The sequence below is a fragment of the Bradyrhizobium sp. USDA 4486 genome (assembly GCF_054057995.1).
Genome location: NZ_JBSRZV010000001.1, coordinates 1,257,948 through 1,275,347, shown reverse-complemented (window position 1 = coordinate 1,275,347; position 17,400 = coordinate 1,257,948). Strand labels below are relative to the sequence as shown.

At 65.1% G+C, this 17,400-nt stretch carries 18 protein-coding genes; 11 read left to right on the top strand and 7 right to left on the bottom strand.

Annotated elements, in window-relative coordinates; genetic code table 11:
* Positions 1 to 5 precede the first annotated feature (5 nt).
* The 4 genes from ACVWY3_RS06145 to ACVWY3_RS06130 all read right to left on the bottom strand — a co-directional run bounded on the left by ACVWY3_RS06145 (position 6) and on the right by ACVWY3_RS06130 (position 2,914).
* Positions 6 to 746: a metallophosphoesterase family protein gene (locus ACVWY3_RS06145; RefSeq protein WP_456837664.1), complete on the bottom strand. Its 741-nt coding sequence runs from the start codon at positions 744 to 746 to the stop codon at positions 6 to 8.
* Positions 747 to 862: 116 nt separating this feature from the next.
* The gene (locus ACVWY3_RS06140) at positions 863 to 1,468 is read right to left on the bottom strand and encodes a hypothetical protein (RefSeq protein ID WP_456837663.1); all 606 of its coding nucleotides are present in this window, start codon (positions 1,466 to 1,468) and stop codon (positions 863 to 865) included.
* Entirely contained in the window at positions 1,461 to 2,132 is a 672-nt protein-coding gene (locus ACVWY3_RS06135; RefSeq protein ID WP_456837662.1) for a hypothetical protein, read from the bottom strand. Before ACVWY3_RS06135 ends, ACVWY3_RS06140 begins: the two co-directional genes overlap by 8 nt.
* On the bottom strand, positions 2,129 to 2,914 hold the full coding sequence (locus ACVWY3_RS06130; RefSeq protein ID WP_456837661.1) for a MotA/TolQ/ExbB proton channel family protein: 786 nt from the start codon (positions 2,912 to 2,914) through the stop codon (positions 2,129 to 2,131). The genes ACVWY3_RS06135 and ACVWY3_RS06130 overlap by 4 nt, the downstream gene beginning before the upstream one ends.
* A 201-nt stretch (positions 2,915 to 3,115) precedes the next feature.
* Here ACVWY3_RS06130 and ACVWY3_RS06125 point away from each other — a divergent pair, with 201 nt between their 5' ends.
* From ACVWY3_RS06125 to ACVWY3_RS06115, 3 genes are all read left to right on the top strand, one after another.
* Positions 3,116 to 4,486 (top strand): sensor histidine kinase, encoded by a 1,371-nt coding sequence (locus ACVWY3_RS06125; RefSeq protein ID WP_456837660.1) that lies wholly within the window; start codon positions 3,116 to 3,118, stop codon positions 4,484 to 4,486.
* A gap of 7 nt (positions 4,487 to 4,493) precedes the next feature.
* Complete coding sequence (locus tag ACVWY3_RS06120; RefSeq protein WP_456837659.1) at positions 4,494 to 5,144, top strand: response regulator; 651 nt, start codon at positions 4,494 to 4,496, stop codon at positions 5,142 to 5,144.
* Between the two features lie 97 nt (positions 5,145 to 5,241).
* Positions 5,242 to 5,547 carry a hypothetical protein gene (locus tag ACVWY3_RS06115; RefSeq protein ID WP_456837658.1) on the top strand — a complete coding sequence of 102 codons (306 nt, stop codon included), beginning with the start codon at positions 5,242 to 5,244 and terminating at the stop codon, positions 5,545 to 5,547.
* A gap of 28 nt (positions 5,548 to 5,575) precedes the next feature.
* Here ACVWY3_RS06115 and ACVWY3_RS06110 read toward each other — a convergent pair whose 3' ends face one another.
* A complete protein-coding gene (locus ACVWY3_RS06110) occupies positions 5,576 to 6,163 on the bottom strand; it encodes a TetR family transcriptional regulator (RefSeq protein ID WP_456837657.1) in 588 nt (195 codons plus the stop codon).
* A gap of 546 nt (positions 6,164 to 6,709) precedes the next feature.
* Between ACVWY3_RS06110 and ACVWY3_RS06105 the strand changes: the two genes are divergently transcribed.
* Positions 6,710 to 7,882 (top strand): M20 aminoacylase family protein, encoded by a 1,173-nt coding sequence (locus ACVWY3_RS06105; protein ID WP_456837656.1) that lies wholly within the window; start codon positions 6,710 to 6,712, stop codon positions 7,880 to 7,882.
* A gap of 139 nt (positions 7,883 to 8,021) precedes the next feature.
* Here the strand turns inward: ACVWY3_RS06105 and ACVWY3_RS06100 are convergent, their stop codons facing one another.
* Entirely contained in the window at positions 8,022 to 9,929 is a 1,908-nt protein-coding gene (locus ACVWY3_RS06100) for an acyl-CoA synthetase (protein ID WP_456837655.1), read from the bottom strand.
* Positions 9,930 to 10,178: 249 nt separating this feature from the next.
* On the opposite strand from ACVWY3_RS06100, the gene ACVWY3_RS06095 reads away from it, so the two are divergent.
* The gene (locus tag ACVWY3_RS06095; protein WP_456837654.1) at positions 10,179 to 11,276 is read left to right on the top strand and encodes a SecDF P1 head subdomain-containing protein; all 1,098 of its coding nucleotides are present in this window, start codon (positions 10,179 to 10,181) and stop codon (positions 11,274 to 11,276) included.
* Positions 11,277 to 11,516: 240 nt separating this feature from the next.
* Positions 11,517 to 12,323, top strand: a complete 807-nt coding sequence (locus ACVWY3_RS06090; protein WP_456837653.1) for a Crp/Fnr family transcriptional regulator — start codon at positions 11,517 to 11,519, stop codon at positions 12,321 to 12,323.
* A 7-nt stretch (positions 12,324 to 12,330) separates the two neighbouring features.
* On the opposite strand, the gene ACVWY3_RS06085 is transcribed toward ACVWY3_RS06090, so the two are convergent.
* Positions 12,331 to 12,972 (bottom strand): glutathione S-transferase family protein, encoded by a 642-nt coding sequence (locus ACVWY3_RS06085; protein WP_456837652.1) that lies wholly within the window; start codon positions 12,970 to 12,972, stop codon positions 12,331 to 12,333.
* A 210-nt stretch (positions 12,973 to 13,182) separates the two neighbouring features.
* Here ACVWY3_RS06085 and murI point away from each other — a divergent pair, with 210 nt between their 5' ends.
* From murI to rpsD, 5 genes are all read left to right on the top strand, one after another.
* Complete coding sequence (gene murI, locus ACVWY3_RS06080; RefSeq protein ID WP_456837651.1) at positions 13,183 to 13,980, top strand: glutamate racemase; 798 nt, start codon at positions 13,183 to 13,185, stop codon at positions 13,978 to 13,980.
* A gap of 61 nt (positions 13,981 to 14,041) precedes the next feature.
* Positions 14,042 to 14,815, top strand: a complete 774-nt coding sequence (locus ACVWY3_RS06075; protein WP_456837650.1) for an HpcH/HpaI aldolase family protein — start codon at positions 14,042 to 14,044, stop codon at positions 14,813 to 14,815.
* A 71-nt stretch (positions 14,816 to 14,886) separates the two neighbouring features.
* A complete protein-coding gene (locus ACVWY3_RS06070) occupies positions 14,887 to 15,270 on the top strand; it encodes a cupin domain-containing protein (protein WP_456837649.1) in 384 nt (127 codons plus the stop codon).
* A gap of 113 nt (positions 15,271 to 15,383) precedes the next feature.
* Complete coding sequence (locus ACVWY3_RS06065; RefSeq protein WP_456837648.1) at positions 15,384 to 16,151, top strand: acyltransferase; 768 nt, start codon at positions 15,384 to 15,386, stop codon at positions 16,149 to 16,151.
* Between the two features lie 298 nt (positions 16,152 to 16,449).
* The gene (gene rpsD / locus ACVWY3_RS06060; RefSeq protein ID WP_008564227.1) at positions 16,450 to 17,067 is read left to right on the top strand and encodes a 30S ribosomal protein S4; all 618 of its coding nucleotides are present in this window, start codon (positions 16,450 to 16,452) and stop codon (positions 17,065 to 17,067) included.
* Positions 17,068 to 17,400: the final 333 nt, after the last annotated feature.

Below are 17,400 nucleotides of genomic sequence, written 5' to 3'. Positions count from 1 at the left end.
GGCCGCTAACGCCCCTGCGACAGCCGGTCGGCCAGCCAGTGCGGCAGGCCGTTGTCGCGGATCCGGCTCGCGGCCGCCTCGATATCGTAAGGCGCGCGGCAATAGGTGATCTCGTAGGAGGCCGTGTCGAACAGCACGAAGGCCGCGGACGGATCGCCGTCGCGGGGCTGGCCGACCGAGCCGAGCACGGCGAGCCATTGCCGGCCGCGCAGCAGCGGCACGGAGACGTCGGTCCTGGGTACGAGGCTCGTCATCTTCGCCGTGACCGACATCGAATAGAGCGCCGGACGGTGGATGTGGCCGCAGAAGGTCACATGGGCGGGCGTCGAGATCAGGCTCTTTGCGGCATCGGCCGTCGAGCGGACATAGTGCCAGCGCTGCGGGCTGGAGGCTTCCGAGTGGACGTAAAGGCGGTCGCTGTCCTCCACCAGCATCGGCAGGTCAGCCAGGAACCGCCGCTGCGCGGCGTCGAGCCGACCGCGGGTCCATTCGATCGCGATCTGCGCCTCGGCATTCATGGCCTCAGTCGAGGAATTCACCGCCTGGTCGTGGTTGCCGCGCACGGCGACTGCGCCCTGGGCAACCAGCGCCATCGCGGTCTCCACGACCCATTCCGGATCGGCGCCATAACCGACGAAATCGCCGAGCAGGACGAACCGCTCTGCGCCCTTTGCGCGCGCCGCCTTCAGGCAGGCCTCGAACGCCTGCCGGTTGCCGTGGATATCCGAGAAGACCGCGAGAAGCACGCACCCTCCACCCTCAAACCTTATTGGGAGCCGATAAAGCCAATTTGAGGGACGTCAACAAGATGCGCCAGCTGGGTGCGGTTTTCCAGCGCGGCCCTGATGCGATGGTGAAGGGCCTATTGCTCGTCCTTAGGCGGCATCCGGGGCGGCGGAATCGGGGTGAAGACGGCGCCCTGCGCGCCGGCGGGCGGGGCAACGAACTCGCCGGTCGAGGAATCGCCGCCGCTGGTCTCCATGATCGTCTTGGGCGTCACATATTCCCGGACCATGTCGATCAGGCTGCCATCGCCGCCGCCGAAATCGGCGGCGCGGCCGCCTTGCGGATGCCCGGCGGCGATCTCGTTCTCCGCCGCGTGGGTCTTGTCGGCAAGCCGGTCATTGTAGGGCACGCGGAAGGCGCGCGGGATGCCGCTCGGGCGATTGTCCTCATCGAGCTGCTCGACCCACAGATAGATCGAGCCGGGATCGCCTTCGAGCGAATGCGGCTCGACGATGCGCGACTTCAGCAGCTTGAAAGTAGTCGGCAGCCGGTCCGTGCTGGGCCAGCCGAGCAGCCCGCGCATCTCGGTGAAGCTGACGACATAGAAGGCGCTGGTCACGACCACCGCGACCGCCTTGAACGACCAGTGCAGCCGGGCATAGACCAGCACGACCAGCAGCAGCGCCCCGATGACGGCGTAGGCGATCGACAGCGTCAGGATGACCGTCTGCAAATCACTCACGGCGTACCCTCACCCGGGTCTTCGGATCGACATCGGCGCCGTTGCGCCAGCTGCTGCGAAACGTCTCCAGCAGCGATTTCGGCCGCTGGTCGACGTTGATCACCTTGCCTTCGGCATCGAGCCGGAACCGCACCGCGGTCTTCTCGTCGCCGGTGTGGTCGAGCGTGAACTTGTTGTCGAAGATCACCTGCGCGGTCGGATTGAGCTTCTGCACCTTCACATTGGCCGTCACGGGCTCGCCGGTCGTCGCAACGAAATGCGAGACGTTGACGGTGTATTCGCCGGCGAGGATGCCGCGCACGGTGACGATCTCTTCGCGGATCGGCGAGGCGATCTTCTTGCCGGCGACCATGATGAAGTCGTTGGCGCCACCGCGGTCGTCGCGATCGAGCGTGAGGAAGCCGGCCTCGCGGTGGCGATACCAGGCAATGTTGCCGGCGGGATCCTGCACGAACAGGTCGAGATCGTCGGGGTGATTGTCCGGCCAGTCCAGCGTGATCATGAACTCGGCCTTGGAATCGATTTTGCCGTCCTTGGCATCGGGCGAGACCGCGAGCAGCGCCAGGAAGAACAGGAACGCGATCACCTGGAGCGCCTTGAACAGCATCACGCCCAGGGGATCAAACGGCTCCTCCCGCGGATAGAGACCGAAATCATCCATCATGACGGAGTTCCGGCGCCTTTGATTCCAGCGCCTTGTCGCTCGAGGACCGGCGTCACATAGGTCTCGGTCAGCATCACCGCATCCGAGAACACCCGCTGGGTCGCGGCATCCAGCATGTAGTACTGGATGCGGACCAGGATCGAGCCGACGAGGCCGGCAAGCGTCGTGTACATCGCGACTGCCATGCCGTCGCTCATCAAGCCCATCGAGGAGCGCATCGCGACCTTGTCGGCGGCATCCAGTCCCGCGATCGGCGCCAGCATGATGATAAAGCCGATGATGGTGCCGAGCAGGCCGAGCTTCATCAGCGTGTCCGAGACGAAGGCGCCGAAACCGTTGGAGCCGCGAAGGCGATCGGCGAGCGTCCGCAGCAACAGCGTCTGGTCCACCGGACGGTAGTCCTGCGCTGCGGCCTTGGTCACGAGGCTTTCGATGTGATCGCGCACCAGCCCGCGCGGCAGCGCCGCCGCGCGCGCATCGAGCACCTTGCTGCCGTCGGGCGCCGCGAGCGCAGCCCGGCAGCGCCGCGCCGCCGCGCCCTCCCGCGCGATCGCCCGTGTGCGCAGGAAGCAATGGCCGCAGGTCAGGACATAGAGCACCGCGATGACGCTGGAAATGTAGGTACGGTCCGAGGTCAGCATCAGATGGATCAGGCCGAACCGCCACAGCAGCACGACGGCGAAGACCGAGAGCCCGGTGAAGATCATCCAGAACAGCAGCGCGCTACGCTCGGACGGGTCGGCAGCAGACCCCGCGATCGGTCCAATCGTCATCGAACTCATGCTGCACCGCTCCTCACCTTGCAACGATTGGCCTGCAACGATTCCATCGCGATTAGATCAAAGTCGCCGCGCCCGGTCCAAAGAGCCATGCCCAATCCGGATTGGGAAATTTGCCCGAGCTACGATCCGGTCCAAACCCTGCAATTGGCAAGGCGCGGCGGCATTGTTAGGCTGACCTTACCAAACGTCGGGGATGATCGCATGCGCCTCGTGCTTCAGCTTGTCGCCCGTCTGCTTCTCATTGTGGTGCTGTGCCTTGGCGCCGCGACCGTATGGGCCACGTTCGACGCCTATCGCAGCGTCGACCGGGCGACCGCGGCGTCCGCCCAGCGGGTCGCGCAGGCGCTTCAGGCACTATACTGGCACGAGTTCTTGTTGCGCAGCAGCAGAACGCGCGAACAGCTTCTGCCGGTTCCGGAATGGCGCACGCTGGAGACGATGAAGCTGATCTCGCCTGGCGTGTGCGTCGAGTTCCAGCCGGCCATCGCGTTCGAAAAGCCGCTCTGCGGCCAGAGCGAGGGGCTAGGCAAGACGCCGCCGCGCTGGTTCGCATCGATCGTGCCGACCTTCCTGGGCAGCCATGCCGAGGTGGTGCGGCCGGTCAGCCCCCGCGCGGCGTCGGCCGGCACCGTCGTCGCAACGCCGGATGCGGCGGCCGCGATCTCGCTCGCCTGGGAGTACATCCTCAACGTGATCGACGTCGCGCTTTTGATGGCGGCGGCGATCGCGATCCTCGCCTCGCTTGCGATCGCGCATGCGCTGGCGCCGGCGCGTGCGATCGTTACCGCGCTCCAGCGCATGGCACGGGGCCAATATCGCACCAAACTGCCGCGCTTCCGTTCCATGGAGCTGGCGATGATCGGCAGCGCCGTCGGCGAGCTCGGCGGCCGGCTGGAGGAAGCCACCGAGCAGCGCGCGGCGCTCACGCGGCGCCTGATCGAGATCCGCGACGACGAGCGCCGGGCGCTTGCCCGCGAGCTGCATGACGAGTTCGGGCAAAATCTGTCCGCGATCCTCGCCTTCGCCAACACCATCGAGACGGCGAGCGCGAAGCAGGGCAAGAACAGCGGGATCGCGCAGGACGCCCGCATGATCTCGCAGGCCACCCATCATCTGATGGCATCATTGCGTGATGCCTTAAAGAGGCTGCGCAATCCTCTGCCCGAGGAGCTTGGGCTGGAAGCAAGCCTCGTCAATCTCGTCGACAGCTGGCGTTCGCAGAGCGCGGCGCGGCCGACCATCCAGCTCGACGTCAAAGGCGATCTCACCGACATCAGCGGCCCGGCCGCCACCACCGCCTATCGCGTCGCGCAGGAATGCCTGACCAACGCGCTCCGCCACAGCTCCGCGCGCGAGATCAGCTTGCGGATCGAGCGCCGTGCCGGTGATGAGGATGCACTGCTGATCCGCGTCGAGGACGACGGCGGCGGCGATGCGGAACGCGTCACGCGGTCCGCCGGCTTCGGCCTCACCGGCATCCGCGAGCGCGTCACGGCCGCCGGCGGATCGCTGTCGATCCTGCCTGCGCGCGGCGGCCTCAGCGTCGCCGCCACCATCCCGCTCGCCGCATGAGGCCGTCATGAGCGAGGTCGCGGCAACAGGCATCTCCGTGCTGCTGGTCGATGATCATCCGATCGTGCGGCAAGGCTATCGGCGCGTGCTGGAGAGCCAGGGTGACCTGCATGTCGTGGCGGAGGCCGACAATGCCGCGGATGCCTACGGCGCCTTCAAGGCGCACGACCCCGACGTCGTCGTGCTCGATATCTCGATGCCGGGCGCGAGCGGGTTGGAGGCGATCCGCAACATCCGCGCCCGCAGTCCGCGCGCGCGCATCCTCGTCTTCACCATGCACAACGAGGCCGTGCTGGTGAAAGCCGCCTTTGCCGCCGGCGCGAGCGGCTTCGTCACCAAGAGCAACGAGCCATCTGCGGTCGTCACCGCGATCCGCAGCGTCGCCCGCGGCGAGCGCGCCATGAGCGACGACATCGCGCATATCCTCGCCGAGGACAGCCTGTCATCGGGCTCGGCGCTGGACCAGTTGGGCGAGCGCGAGATCGAGATCCTGCGGCAGTTTGCCGGGGGTGCCACCACCGAGCAGATCGCGGCGCATCTCAATCTCAGCGTCAAGACGGTGCAGAATTATCACTATCTGATCAAGACCAAGACCGGTGCGCGCACGGATGCGCAGCTCGTGCGGCTGGCAGCGGCTTGCGGGTTGACGCAGATATAGCAGCAAATCTGCCGCATTTGCGTTCAGGCGACCTCGAGGGGATTGGAACGGACACCATCCGGTTCCGATTGGTAGCAGAGTGAAGGAGTAGAATGTCATGAGCAAGGGTCATCACAACCCGGTCGCCCATCCCCCCATCATCACCGTCGGCGAGCTTATCGACGAGCTATGCCGATTGCCGGACACCGCAGTCGTCCACTTCCGCTGTCCCATGCTCGATCAGGAGCTGACCTTCTACCGGCTCCGCAAGCGGTCAAAGGACAGCGTCGAAATCGCGGTCAATGCATATCCGGAAAGTCCGCCAGTCGTGCCATCGCCGGGCCCGACCCTTCATGCGCGGAGGCGCCCGACGGCCTCGCCGGCCACTCATAATGGCGGGCTTCTTCAGAAGGCAAGGGGCTGATCGGCACGCGGTAAGGAGGCGCGGCGATCTATCGTGCCTTCAGCCCGCGCAGCAATAGCGCGAGCGTCGCATCGACGCGAGCGGGCAGCTCGGCGTCTTTCCACTCGTCGGCATGGGCCGGATGATGGAAGCGGCAGGTCGCATCGAACAGCGCGCGTGCCGTGGTCTTGACGTCGTCCACGGCGAACTCGCCCTGCTTGACGCCGTCGGACAGGATCGCAGCGATCTGGTCGACCATCGCATCTTTGTGGCACTTCACGGCTGCGCAGGCCTCGCGCGCCAGCGTCAGATAGGTCTCGAACATCTCGGGGTCGTCGAGCACACGCGAACGCTTGGCCGCGAACAGCGTGCGCAGCCAGCGATCGAGCCGGTCGGGCGCAGGGCCCTGCTCCCTGGCGATCGCCAGGAGCGGCGCGTCGATGCGGTCGAGCCAGCGTTTGGCGACTGCCTCGCGGAGCGAGGCCTTGCTGGGGAAATGGCGATAGACGCTGCCGTGGCTCACATCGAGCGCACGGGCAACGTCGACCACGGTGGCCTTGGCAAGTCCGTAGCGCCGCAGAACGTCCTCGGTGACTTCGAGGATCCGCTCCGGCGTCAAGACAACGGCTTCATTCATGCCAGCACCTTGTTCCCGTTCAGGGTTCACCGGCGATAGGGCTGCTTCCGAAGCGCCCGTGCCGGTCGTTTCGGAAAGCTCTCGCCTTAATGAGGCAGTTTTGCAGCCTGCGCCGCGATCTGGCGCGCCACCAGCAAATTGAGCCAATGCCCAATCGCGCCGGTGAAATTGAGGATTTCGGTCGTCATTTTCTTAAGTCTCCATTCCGTCCACGGTCCCCATCCCAACTACGCCCCTCGATCCGCCAGTGTTTCGGACCTCGGGCCCCCGGGACGGGATGACCACGGGAACGCCCAATCGGAGCGTCCGCGAACGGATATACACGTCTCGCTGACAGATTTCAATATCTGTCAGTCAATGATCCGTGATTGACAGTTAATTTTCGCGCGTCTCCCCGGGATGGGCGATCGGCCCGCCGGCCCCGCTCATCCCCGCCAAACCTCGTCCCGCCATCGGTTTCGCCCTCCCCCTCTGCCAAATCAGGGCGTAAAAAGCCGCTTCGCTCATGCGGGCGCCAAGAAGACCACAGAAACGGATTCCCACCCCATGCCCATCCTTAACCGCGTTGCCGCCCTCACCGACGACATGGCCGCCTGGCGCCATGACTTCCACGAGAATCCCGAGTTGCTCTACGAAGTCCACCGCACCGCCGGCATCGTCGCCGACAAGCTGCGTGAGTTCGGCTGCGACGAGGTGGTGACGGGCATCGGCCGCACCGGCGTGGTCGGCGTGATCCGCGGCCGCAAATCCGCCTCCGGCAGAACCATTGGCCTGCGCGCCGACATGGATGCGCTGCCGATCATGGAGACGTCGGGCGTGCCTTACGCCTCAAAAGTCCCCGGCAAGATGCATGCCTGCGGCCATGACGGCCACACCGCGATGCTGCTCGGCGCTGCCAAATATCTGACCGAGACGCGCAATTTCGATGGCACCGCGGTTCTGATCTTCCAGCCCGCCGAGGAAGGCGGCGGCGGCGGCAAGGCCATGGTCGAGGATGGCATGATGACGCGCTGGAACATCGAGGAGGTCTACGGCATGCACAACATGCCCGGCCTGCCCGAAGGCCATTTCGCCACGACCGCGGGCGCGATGCTCGCCTCCTCCGACAACATCCAGATCACGGTTCACGGCAAGGGCGGCCACGCCGGCGCCGGTCCGCACAAGGCGGTCGACAGCGTGCTGATCGGCGCGCAGATCGTGGGCGCGCTGCAATCGATCGTCGCGCGCAACATCGATCCGCTCAAATCGGCCGTCATCTCGATCACCCAGTTCCACGCCGGCACCGCCTTCAACATCATCCCGGAGGTCGCCGAACTCGCCGGCACCGTGCGCACACTCGATCCTGAAGTCCGTGATCTCGTCGAGCGCCGCATCGGTGAGGTCGCCGACAGCGTCGCCCGCGCCTATGGCGGCTCGGCCGAGACGAAATACACGCGGATGTATCCGGTGACGATGAATCATGCGCGCGAGGCCGGCCTTGCCGCCGACGTCGCCCGCGACATCGTCGGCGCCGAGCGCGTCAACGACAAGTTCGTTCCGATGATGGGCGCCGAGGACTTCTCCTTTATGCTCGAAGCGCGTCCCGGCGCGATGGTGCTGGTCGGCATGGGCGACGGCAACGAGTGCCACCACCCGGCCTATGTCTTTAACGACAACATTTTGGGCCACGGCGCGTCGTTCTGGGCGCGTCTGGTCGAGACCCGGATGCCGGCGGGGTAAGAGCGCGATGAGTTTTGGTTGAATCGAGGCGCGTTCAGGACTCGGTTCACCTCTCCCGCTAGGGGCCCCCGGACAGTCCGCCGAACCTAATTTCACTAGCCCTTAGCTAGATCGAGCCAACCTCGCAGCAAACCTTCAGCTAGGCATGCACCACCTCGTGCCTCATCACGAACGGCGCGAGCAGCGCGTGCACCTCGCCGGCGACGATTTCGCGCTGGTCGGCCGGCAGGCCCGCAAGCGTCACGGTCGCGATCGAGCCGTGGCTGCCGTGTGGGCCGACCTTCACCTTGCAGTCGATGCCGCGTTCGGTGATGGGCGTCAGCACCTTGGTGAACACGCGCTGGGCGGCGTCCCAGCGCAGTTGCGGCTTGAACACCTTGCCGACACCGGTGACCGGCATCGGATCGATCGGGATGACCTGCACCGGAACGGCGGCGCGCTCCGGCGTGCGCTCGCGCACCCACGCTTCCAACTCGCCCGGCTCGACGCTCGCGCCCGGCTTCAATTGCACGTAGCCGACAGGCAGCTCGCCGGCATAGGCATCGGGCTGTCCGACCACCGCGGCGAAGCCGACCGCGGGATGGCGGAACATGATTTCCTCGATCGGCGCCGGATCGATGTTGTGGCCGCCGCGGATCACGAGATCCTTGGCGCGGCCGGTGATCCAGAGATAGCCGTCGGCATCGAGGCGCCCGAGATCGCCGGAATTGACCCAGACCTCGTCGACGAAGGCGCCCTTGTTGTGCTCGTCGTTGAGATAGCCGCCGAACACGCCGGGCCCGGCCATGATGACGACGCCGATCTCGTCGGGCTTGCAGTCCCGGATCAGGCGGCCATCGGCATCTAACTGCACGATGCGAACGCGTGCATAAGGCATGGGAAGGCCGACGGAGCCGAGCCGGATCGGCCGTGAGGGATAGGCCAGCGTATGCACGCTCGAGGTCTCGGTCATGCCGTAGACCTCGATCACAGGAAGCTTGAGCTTGTCCTGGATCGCCGAGCCCACCGCGACGGGGATCGCCGAGCCGCCACCGGCGGCATATTTCAGGCTTGAGATATCGGCATTGCCGGGCGGCACTCCGAGCGCTGCCGCGAGCACCGTCGGCACGCTCGACAGCGCCTCGGGCCTATAGCGCTCGACCAGTCGCCAGATGTTCTTCACCGAGTTCGGATTGCGCCAGCCGCTCGGCGACAGCACGACGAGCGACCCGCCGCTCGACAGCGTCAGCAGCACCTGCGTCAGCGATCCGCCGACGTGAAACAGCGGCATGCCGAACAGCAGATTGGCGCCAGGCCTGGCCTTCAGCATAAGGTTGAGCGCCCAGGCCTGATAGACCTGGTTGGCGTGGGTGTGCCGCACCAGTTTTGGCGTGCCGGTGGTGCCGCCGGTGTGGAAATAGGCGGCGATGTCGCTGCCCAGAATCTTGCGCCCGCTGACAAGCCGATCGGAGGGCTGCTGCTTGATCAGATCGTTGAAAGCAAAGATGCCGTTGTCGGGATCGCCGCCGCCGAACACCTGCACGATCGCGTTGAGATGCTTTAGCTGCGGGCGGATCTGCTCCACCTTCTGCCAGATATCGGTGCCCGGCACCGGCCCGAGCGCCACCAGGATCTTGGTGTTCGCAGCCTCCAGGATTTCCGCGATCTGATGCGGCTCGAGCAGCGGATTGACGGGATTGGCGATGCCGGCCGCCTCCGCGCCGAGCAGGGTCACGAAGGCATCGGGCACCAGCGGCAGCATGAAGCTGATGACGTCGTCTTTTCCCACGCCAAGCGTGTGAAACATGTTCGCCGCCTGGGTCACGCGTGCGATCAGATCGCGATAGGTGACCACCACCGGCGTATCGGCCGGATCGGCATTTTGCAGGAACTGGATCGCCGCACCGTCCGGATTGAGCGCCGCGCCGAGCCTGACGGCGTCATAGGTGCTCGCCGCGGCGACGCGACCGGCATAGGAGACCTGCTCGAAAGCCCGAACCTCCGCGTCCGTTGAAAAGTCGGGGTAGTCGTCGCCGATGAACCGATCGAGCGCGTGGATGCCCGCCATGGAATTCCGTCCTCCCTCAGATGCATGTCCCCGCCCGCTGTCTTTTGACATTTGGTTCAGGCGGAGCCTCGACCGATGGCCGGTCGAGCGTGGACAGAATGATGGATGATTTGGCGTTCGTCCATGGCTTAACGGCTACGGTCGTGGCACTCGGGTTCGAGGCGTTTGAACCTCCGCAGCGGATCGGGGGACCAAGAACAAGCATTGGGCTTCGCCTGTCAGCGTCCTGCCGCAAGACTTGAGGTGATCATGACCACGCCCCCGCGGGGCCGCATCACACGGCTGCTCGCCGCGCTCGCCGCGACGTCGATGATCACGGCATCGGCGATCGCCCTGCCCCGCGCCGCGCTCGCCGAGGACAGCCAGTTCGACAAGATGCGCGCCAGGATCGCCGCCTTCGTCGGCGACAAGATGCAGAAGCTGGGCGGCTCGCGCATCGTCTACAAGGTCGACACCGACGGCCTGCGCGAGAGCGTGGTCGCGGACTTGCGCGATGACCTCTACAAGATCCTGCGCGAGGGCAAGATCGCGTTCTCCGGCCTCGCGATCCGCGATGGCGCCGTCGAGGTGAAGATTGCCGATGCCAAGGGCCGCGAAGAGCTGAGGCGCAAGCTCGCCGCAGCCGCGGAAGGATTACCGTCGCATGCGCTCGCCGTGACAGACGGCGGCGACGGGCTGGTCAGGCTCGCGCCGACCGATGCCGCCTCCGCCGCACGGCTGCGCGAGTTCGTCGAGGATTCCATCGCAATGATCGAGCAGCGCCTTAAGGACGCCGACATCAACCTCGCGAACGTCCAGCCCGACGGGACTGACCGCATCCGCATCTTCATCCCGGGACTGATGGAACCGGAGCGCGTGACCGCGATCTTCGCGACGAAGGTCAAGGTCAGCTTCCGCATGGTCGACCTCTCGATGTCGGCAGAGCAGGCGCAATCGGGCACGCCGCCTGCGGGCACGGAAGTCCTGCTCGGTTTCAAGGACAAGCGTCCCTATCTGGTTGCCAAGGATAGCGCGATCGACGGCGACGACATCAGCTATGCCGGCCCGGGATTTGCGAGCGGCACGAAGGACCCGATCGCCTCGTTCCGCTTCAACGGCCGCGGCACGCGCCGCTTCGCACACGTCACCGAAGAGAACGTCGGAAAGCCGTTCGCTATCGTGCTTGACGGCAAGGTGATCTCCGCCCCCGTGATCCGCGAGCCCATCACCGGCGGCTCGGGCCAGATCTCCGGCAATTTCACGCTGGAGGAAGCGAGCAGCGTCGCCATGCTGCTGCGCGCCGGCGCGCTGCCGGGTCACCTTGCCCTGGTCGAGCAGCAGGTCGTGCAGCCCGCCGCCAAGCCTTAACGCCAACATCGCCTGGCGCCCGCCTCGGCGTGCACGCCGGCCCCACCGGGATCCGAATCACGAGCGCGTCAAAGCCATACGCCCAACCAACGGGCAATTGCCGAAACGCTCGATCAGGCTAAAATTTGCCTCTTGCGGCAGGGCGACCGAAGGCTTCATTTCAACCGGTCGTCATTCGATTTCGGCTATAGCTGCCGCGAATACCGACCGGGACTGAAGGCCTTACGCGGGGTTAGTACCATGCCGTCCGGCAGCGCAGACGTTTCGTCGATCCTCGACCGCATCCTCGACGCGGCGACGGACAATCTCAGGATCGCGAAGATCCTGGTCCAGATGGGCCTCGACCCCAACAACGTCACCTACGACGCGATCTTCAACCGCCTGCTGGAGATCTTCGTCCACAACATCACGCTCGCCAATCTGTTCGCCGCGGTCGGCGCCGGCTTCTTCGTCGCCACGCTCTTGATGCGGACGATGGTGCCCTTGCGTGTGGCCAACATGATCGGCTGCGCGTTCTTTGCCGTTTTCGGCGCGCTCTCCGCCAACGTGTCGACCTTCCTGCTCTATCTGCTCTTGCTTCCGATCAACGCCCTGCGCCTGCGGCAGATGCTCAAGCTGGTCAAGAAGGCCCGGCATGCGGCCGAAGGCGACATGTCGATCGAATGGCTGAAGCCATTCATGACCGAGCGCAAATATCGCCGCGGCGACACGCTGTTCAAGCTGGGCGATCCCGCCAAGGAGATGCTCCTCACCGTGACCGGCAAATTCCTGGTCAAGGAGATCAATGTCGAGATTTTGCCGGGTGCGCTGATGGGTGAGCTCGGCTTCCTCACGCCGGACAACCGGCGCACCGGAACGATCGAATGCATCGAGGACGGACAGGTGCTGACGATCACCTATGACCGCCTGCTCGAGATCTATTTCCAGGACCCGCAGTTCGGCTACTATTTCCTGGTGCTGACCAGCCAGCGCCTGTTGCAGAACATCGACCGCTTGCAGCAGCAGCTGGCCAGCGCGCGGGCGGCCACCACCAACAGGATCGCGTGATCGCTGCTCAGCTAAGGAGCAGCGCCATGCCCGGATCGCCCTTCTCCATTGCGCGCCGGTAGGCCGGACGTGCACCGATGCGGTCGAGATATTTGACCACGTTCGGACAGCGCGCCAGATCGTAAGGCTGGAAGTAGCGCATCGTGGTAAGCGAGAACACGGTCATAATGTCGGCCGTGGTGAAGGCGCTGCCCGCGAGATATTCGGACTCGCGAAGCCGTGCGTCGAGAAGATCGTAGGCGCGGTCGAGGCGACCCTTCATGGCGAGCAGGGTCGGGTTGTCCCTGGCGAGATCGAGCCGGCTTAGGATCATCATCCGCCCCATGCCGGGCTGCAAGGTGCCGTTGGCGAAATGAACCCAATACAGAAATTGCGCGAAGGCGGGATCATTGGGACCGAGCACAAGCCGGCCGTTGCCGTATTTTGCAACGATGTAGTCGACGACGGCGCCCGATTCCGCAAGCACCAGCTCGCCGTCGGTGATGACCGGCGCCGTGCCGGCCGGATGCAGCGCCTTGTACTCGGCCGGGGCCAGCATAGTCGTGGCATCGCGCGTGTAGCGCTTCATCTCATAAGAAATTTCGAGCTCCTCGCAGAGCCAGACAATGCGTTCGGATTGCGATTTACCGAGATGGTGGACTGTAAGCATGTTGCTTTCCCTGCGAGATCGCCTTCCGGCGAGACGCCGTTTTGTTCCGCGGCTTGGAGGGGGCTGTCAACCTGCAAGCGGACGCCTCGGCCAAACCCCATGAAGAATATCGGATAAAGCGAAAATTGAGCATTCCAACTTCCGACCAGCCCGACGCCGCAAAATCGCCCTAAAAACCGAATGGTAACCATGAGGGGCTAGGGTAAAGCTGTGACCAATCCTCCAACCATCCTGGTGTTCGATTCCGGCCTTGGCGGGCTCACGGTGCTCCGCGAGGTCGTGGCCGCGCGCCCGGACGCGCATTACGTCTACGTCGCCGACGATGCCTTCTTCCCCTACGGTCACCACAGCGAGGACGAGATCATCGCCCGTGTCGTGCCGCTGATGGGAGAGCTGATCGGCACCCATGATCCTGACCTCGTCGTCATCGCCTGCAACACGGCGTCCACCCTGGTCCTGTCGCACTTGCGCGCCGCCTATTCCCTGCCCTTCGTCGGCACGGTGCCGGCAATCAAGCCGGCCTGCGCGCAGTCCAAGACCCGCCGCGTCTCGGTGCTCGGCACCAAGGGCACGGTGAAGCGCGAATACACCAAGGCCCTAATCCGCGATTTCGCGCAAGGATGCGAGGTGACGCTGGTCGGCTCGCCCGAGCTCGCCTCGCTTGCCGAACGCGAGCTCGGCGGCCATCCGATCAGCGACGCCGATATCCTCGCCGAACTCGTGCCCTGCTTCGTCGGCGATGCCGCGGATGCGACCTCGCGCACCGACACGGTGGTGCTCGCCTGCACGCATTACCCCCTGCTGCTCGACCGGCTGAAGAAGCTCGCGCCGTGGCCGGTGGAGTGGATCGATCCCGCGCCGGCGATCGCCCGCCGCGTCTCGGATCTGCTCGGCGCGAGCGTCAGCGGCATCGCGCAGTCGGGTGCCGAGATGTTCTTCACCTCGAACCGTGTGCATGGCCTTTCCGCCACCTTGACGCCGTTCTTCGGCGGCCGCGCGGTGGTCTGACTTTTCGGAAACACGGCGCGCTGCTAGGCTTTGCCGTCGTCATCCCTGCGCAGGTCATCCCATGCCGGTCCCCGCAAAGCCGCTCAATCGCCTCCGCCAATTGTGGAGCGAGGGCCGTCCCGCCTTTGGCGCGATCGCGACCATCCCGAGCGTGCAATTGGTGCAGATCATGGCGCGCTCGCTCGACTGGATCATCGTCGATCTCGAGCACGGTCCGATCGGCCTCACCGAAGCGCATGCGATGATCGCGGCGACCACCGGCACGCCGTGCATGCCCCTGGTGCGGATCGCAGCGAACGAGCCGTGGCTTGCGAAAGCGCCGATGGACGTCGGCGCTTTCGGCATCAACTTCCCGATGATCACCAATCGCGACGAGGCCGAGAAGGCCGTGCGCAGCGTGCGCTATCCACCGCGCGGCGATCGGCTGTGGGGTCCGTTCCACGCCCCGTTCCGCTGGGGCCAGTCGATGCCCGAATACATGGCCTCTGCCGACGACGAGATGATCTGCATGGTCACTATCGAGCATATCGATGCAGTCAACCGCATCGACGAGATCATGGCGACGCCCGGCATCGACGTCGCCGTGATTGGCCCCGGCGATCTCGCGACCTCCATCAACAAGCGAGGCCGGATGGATGATCCGGAATTGCTGGAGCTGGTCGCCCGGGCCGAGGCCGGCATTCTCAGAAGCGGCGTGCCGATCGGCGGCGTCGCCCGTACCGCCGACCAGGCCAACGAGCTGATCGACCGCGGCTACCGCGCGATCGCGCTCGGCTTCGACTGGTCGCTGTTCCAGCGCGGCATCATGACAGCCTTCAACGGCATCAGGCGCTGAGCAGCCGATTACCACCTTGCCGGGAACTCCCGCGCTGCTAGGGTCGGCGACTCCCAGGAGGAAAAACAACCATGCTCAAAAAGACTTTGCTCGCTTTGTCCTTCGCAGGCCTTGCCTTTGCGGCCTTCGCCCAGCAGCCCGGCATCAAGCGCACCCCGCTCCAGAAAGTCGAATTCCCAGACGGCTACGCCACCGTCACCGCGATCGCGGAAGTCCCCGCTGGCGGCTCGGCCGGACGCCACACTCATCCCGGGGTCGAAACCGGCTATGTGCTGGAAGGCGAGCTCAATCTCCTCATCGACGGTCAGCCCGAGAAAACCCTGAAGGCCGGCGACTCCTATCAGATCCCGGCAGGGGTCGTGCACGACGCCAAAGCTCATGGCGATAAGGCCATGAAAGTGCTTGGAGTTTACGTCGTCGACAAGACCAAGCCGCTGGCCTCGCCGGCGCCCTGATGCGGCGAACCGACCGCGCCCCAAGCGGGTTGGTTCGTGCTAGAGCGTGGTGGAGCGGCGAGCGTGATCCCGCTCGCTGCCCAAATTTTCATCCACGGGAACCAAAAGAGCCGATGCGCGGGACGCCCAAGACCATTTCGCTGCCGCGCCGCCTGATTTGCGACCTCATGCACGCCTCGATGGACGTGCCGTTCGTCTCGCTCTCCCGTTCGCTCAATATCCGTCCCCTTCTGGAGGCCCGCGCGGGGGCGATGGCGCCCGCCGGCTGGGCGGCGATATTCGTAAAGGCCTTCGCCCTCGTCGCCAGAGACGAGCCGGTCCTGCGCACTGTCTACGCCAAATGGCCTTGGCCGACGCTCTATGAGCTCCCCCAGAGTGTCGCGTCCGTGGCGATCGCCCGAGTCGAGGACGGCGAGGCATGCGTGATGCCGCAGCGGATCGCGGCCCCTGAGGCCATGACGCTGGCGGCGGTCGATGCCGAGATCCGGCGCGCCAAGTCGGCCCCGGTCGACGACGTTCCCATGTTCCGCAAGGTCATGCGCGCCACCCGCCTGCCACTGCCGTTGCGGCGGCTGTGCTGGGCGGTGGGACTCAATTTCGGCCGGCAGCGCGGCAATTGGTTCGGTAGCTTCGCCGTGAGCTCCGTGGCCGCCTATGGTGGCGGCGAGTTGCACCCGGTCACGCCCGGTCCTTTCATTCTCAGCTACGGGGTGGTCGAGGGCGAACAGACCATCCATGTCGTGATCCGCTGGGACCACCGGGTGACCGACGCGGCGCCCATCGCCCGGGTCCTGACCCGGCTGGAACAGGTCCTAAACACTGAAATCGCAACCGAATTACGGGCGGCGGGGCCAAAGCCGATTCGGGCGGTCGGGACCTAAGTACCGTCGTTCCGGGGCGGCTCGCAGAGCCGAACCCGGAACCTCGAGATTACGGGTTCGCCCTGCGGGCGCCCCGGAATGACGGGCTAGCACCCCGGAACGACAGGGCTAAACAATTGACAACAAACCCCACCTTCCCCTAAAAGCCGCCTGCTCGCGGGCCGATTTCGGCCCGCGAAGCGTTTCGCGACCCGTGGTCCGCTCCCTCCAGCTTTGGGGATCAGACCTGTCGGTGCCGGGATCATCCCGTCACACAGGAGGGCGCGTTTCCTCAAACCATGCAACCGAAGAGGACGCGATGACTAAGCGCAGTGAGGCGAAGTACAAGATCGATCGCCGTATGGGCCAGAACATCTGGGGCCGCCCGAAGAGCCCCGTGAACCGCCGCGAGTACGGCCCCGGCCAGCACGGCCAGCGCCGCAAGGGCAAGCTCTCCGACTTCGGCGTGCAGCTGCGCGCCAAGCAGAAGCTGAAGGGCTATTACGCCAACATCAGCGAGCGTCAGTTCCACGGCATCTATGTCGAGGCGAGCCGCCTCAAGGGTGACACCGGCGAGAACCTGATCGGCCTTTTGGAGCGGCGTCTCGACGCGGTCGTGTACCGTGCCAAATTCGTCTCCACGATCTTCGCCGCCCGCCAGTTCATCAACCACGGCCACGTCAAGGTGAACGGCCGCAAGGTCAACATCTCGAGCTACCAGCTCAAGGTCGGCGACGTGATCGAGGTCAAGGAAGCCTCCAAGCAGCTCGCCCACGTGCTCGAAGCCAGCCAGCTGCCCGAGCGCGACGTCCCCGACTATCTCGAAGTCGACCACGGCAAGATGACCGCGAAGTACACGCGCATCCCCGGCCTCTCCGACGTGCCGTTCCCGGTGCAGATGGAGCCGCACCTGGTCGTCGAATTCTATTCGCGCTAAGATCTGAATATCGAAAGGCCCCGGTTCGCCGGGGCCTTTTTGCTGTGTGCCGAGTATGAACGACAGCTTGGAGGTGGAAGTCCTCTATCCAGCCTGATGGCGGCGAAGGATTAGCGAAGCGCAAGGGCGTCACCGCGAGGTGGGGTCTGAAGAAAGCGTGGAGCAAAGCCGCGGCCCGATGGACAAACACCGGATAACGAGGCCTACCCGGCCGGACGAGCGAGCAACTGATCGCGAAGTCCAGGGTCATCAAGGGTCGGGGTGGTAAATTCGGCGGGCGCGCGGTGAAGGCGGTCGGTCTTACCTCGGGAGGTCTGCGTTGTGTCCCGGCAA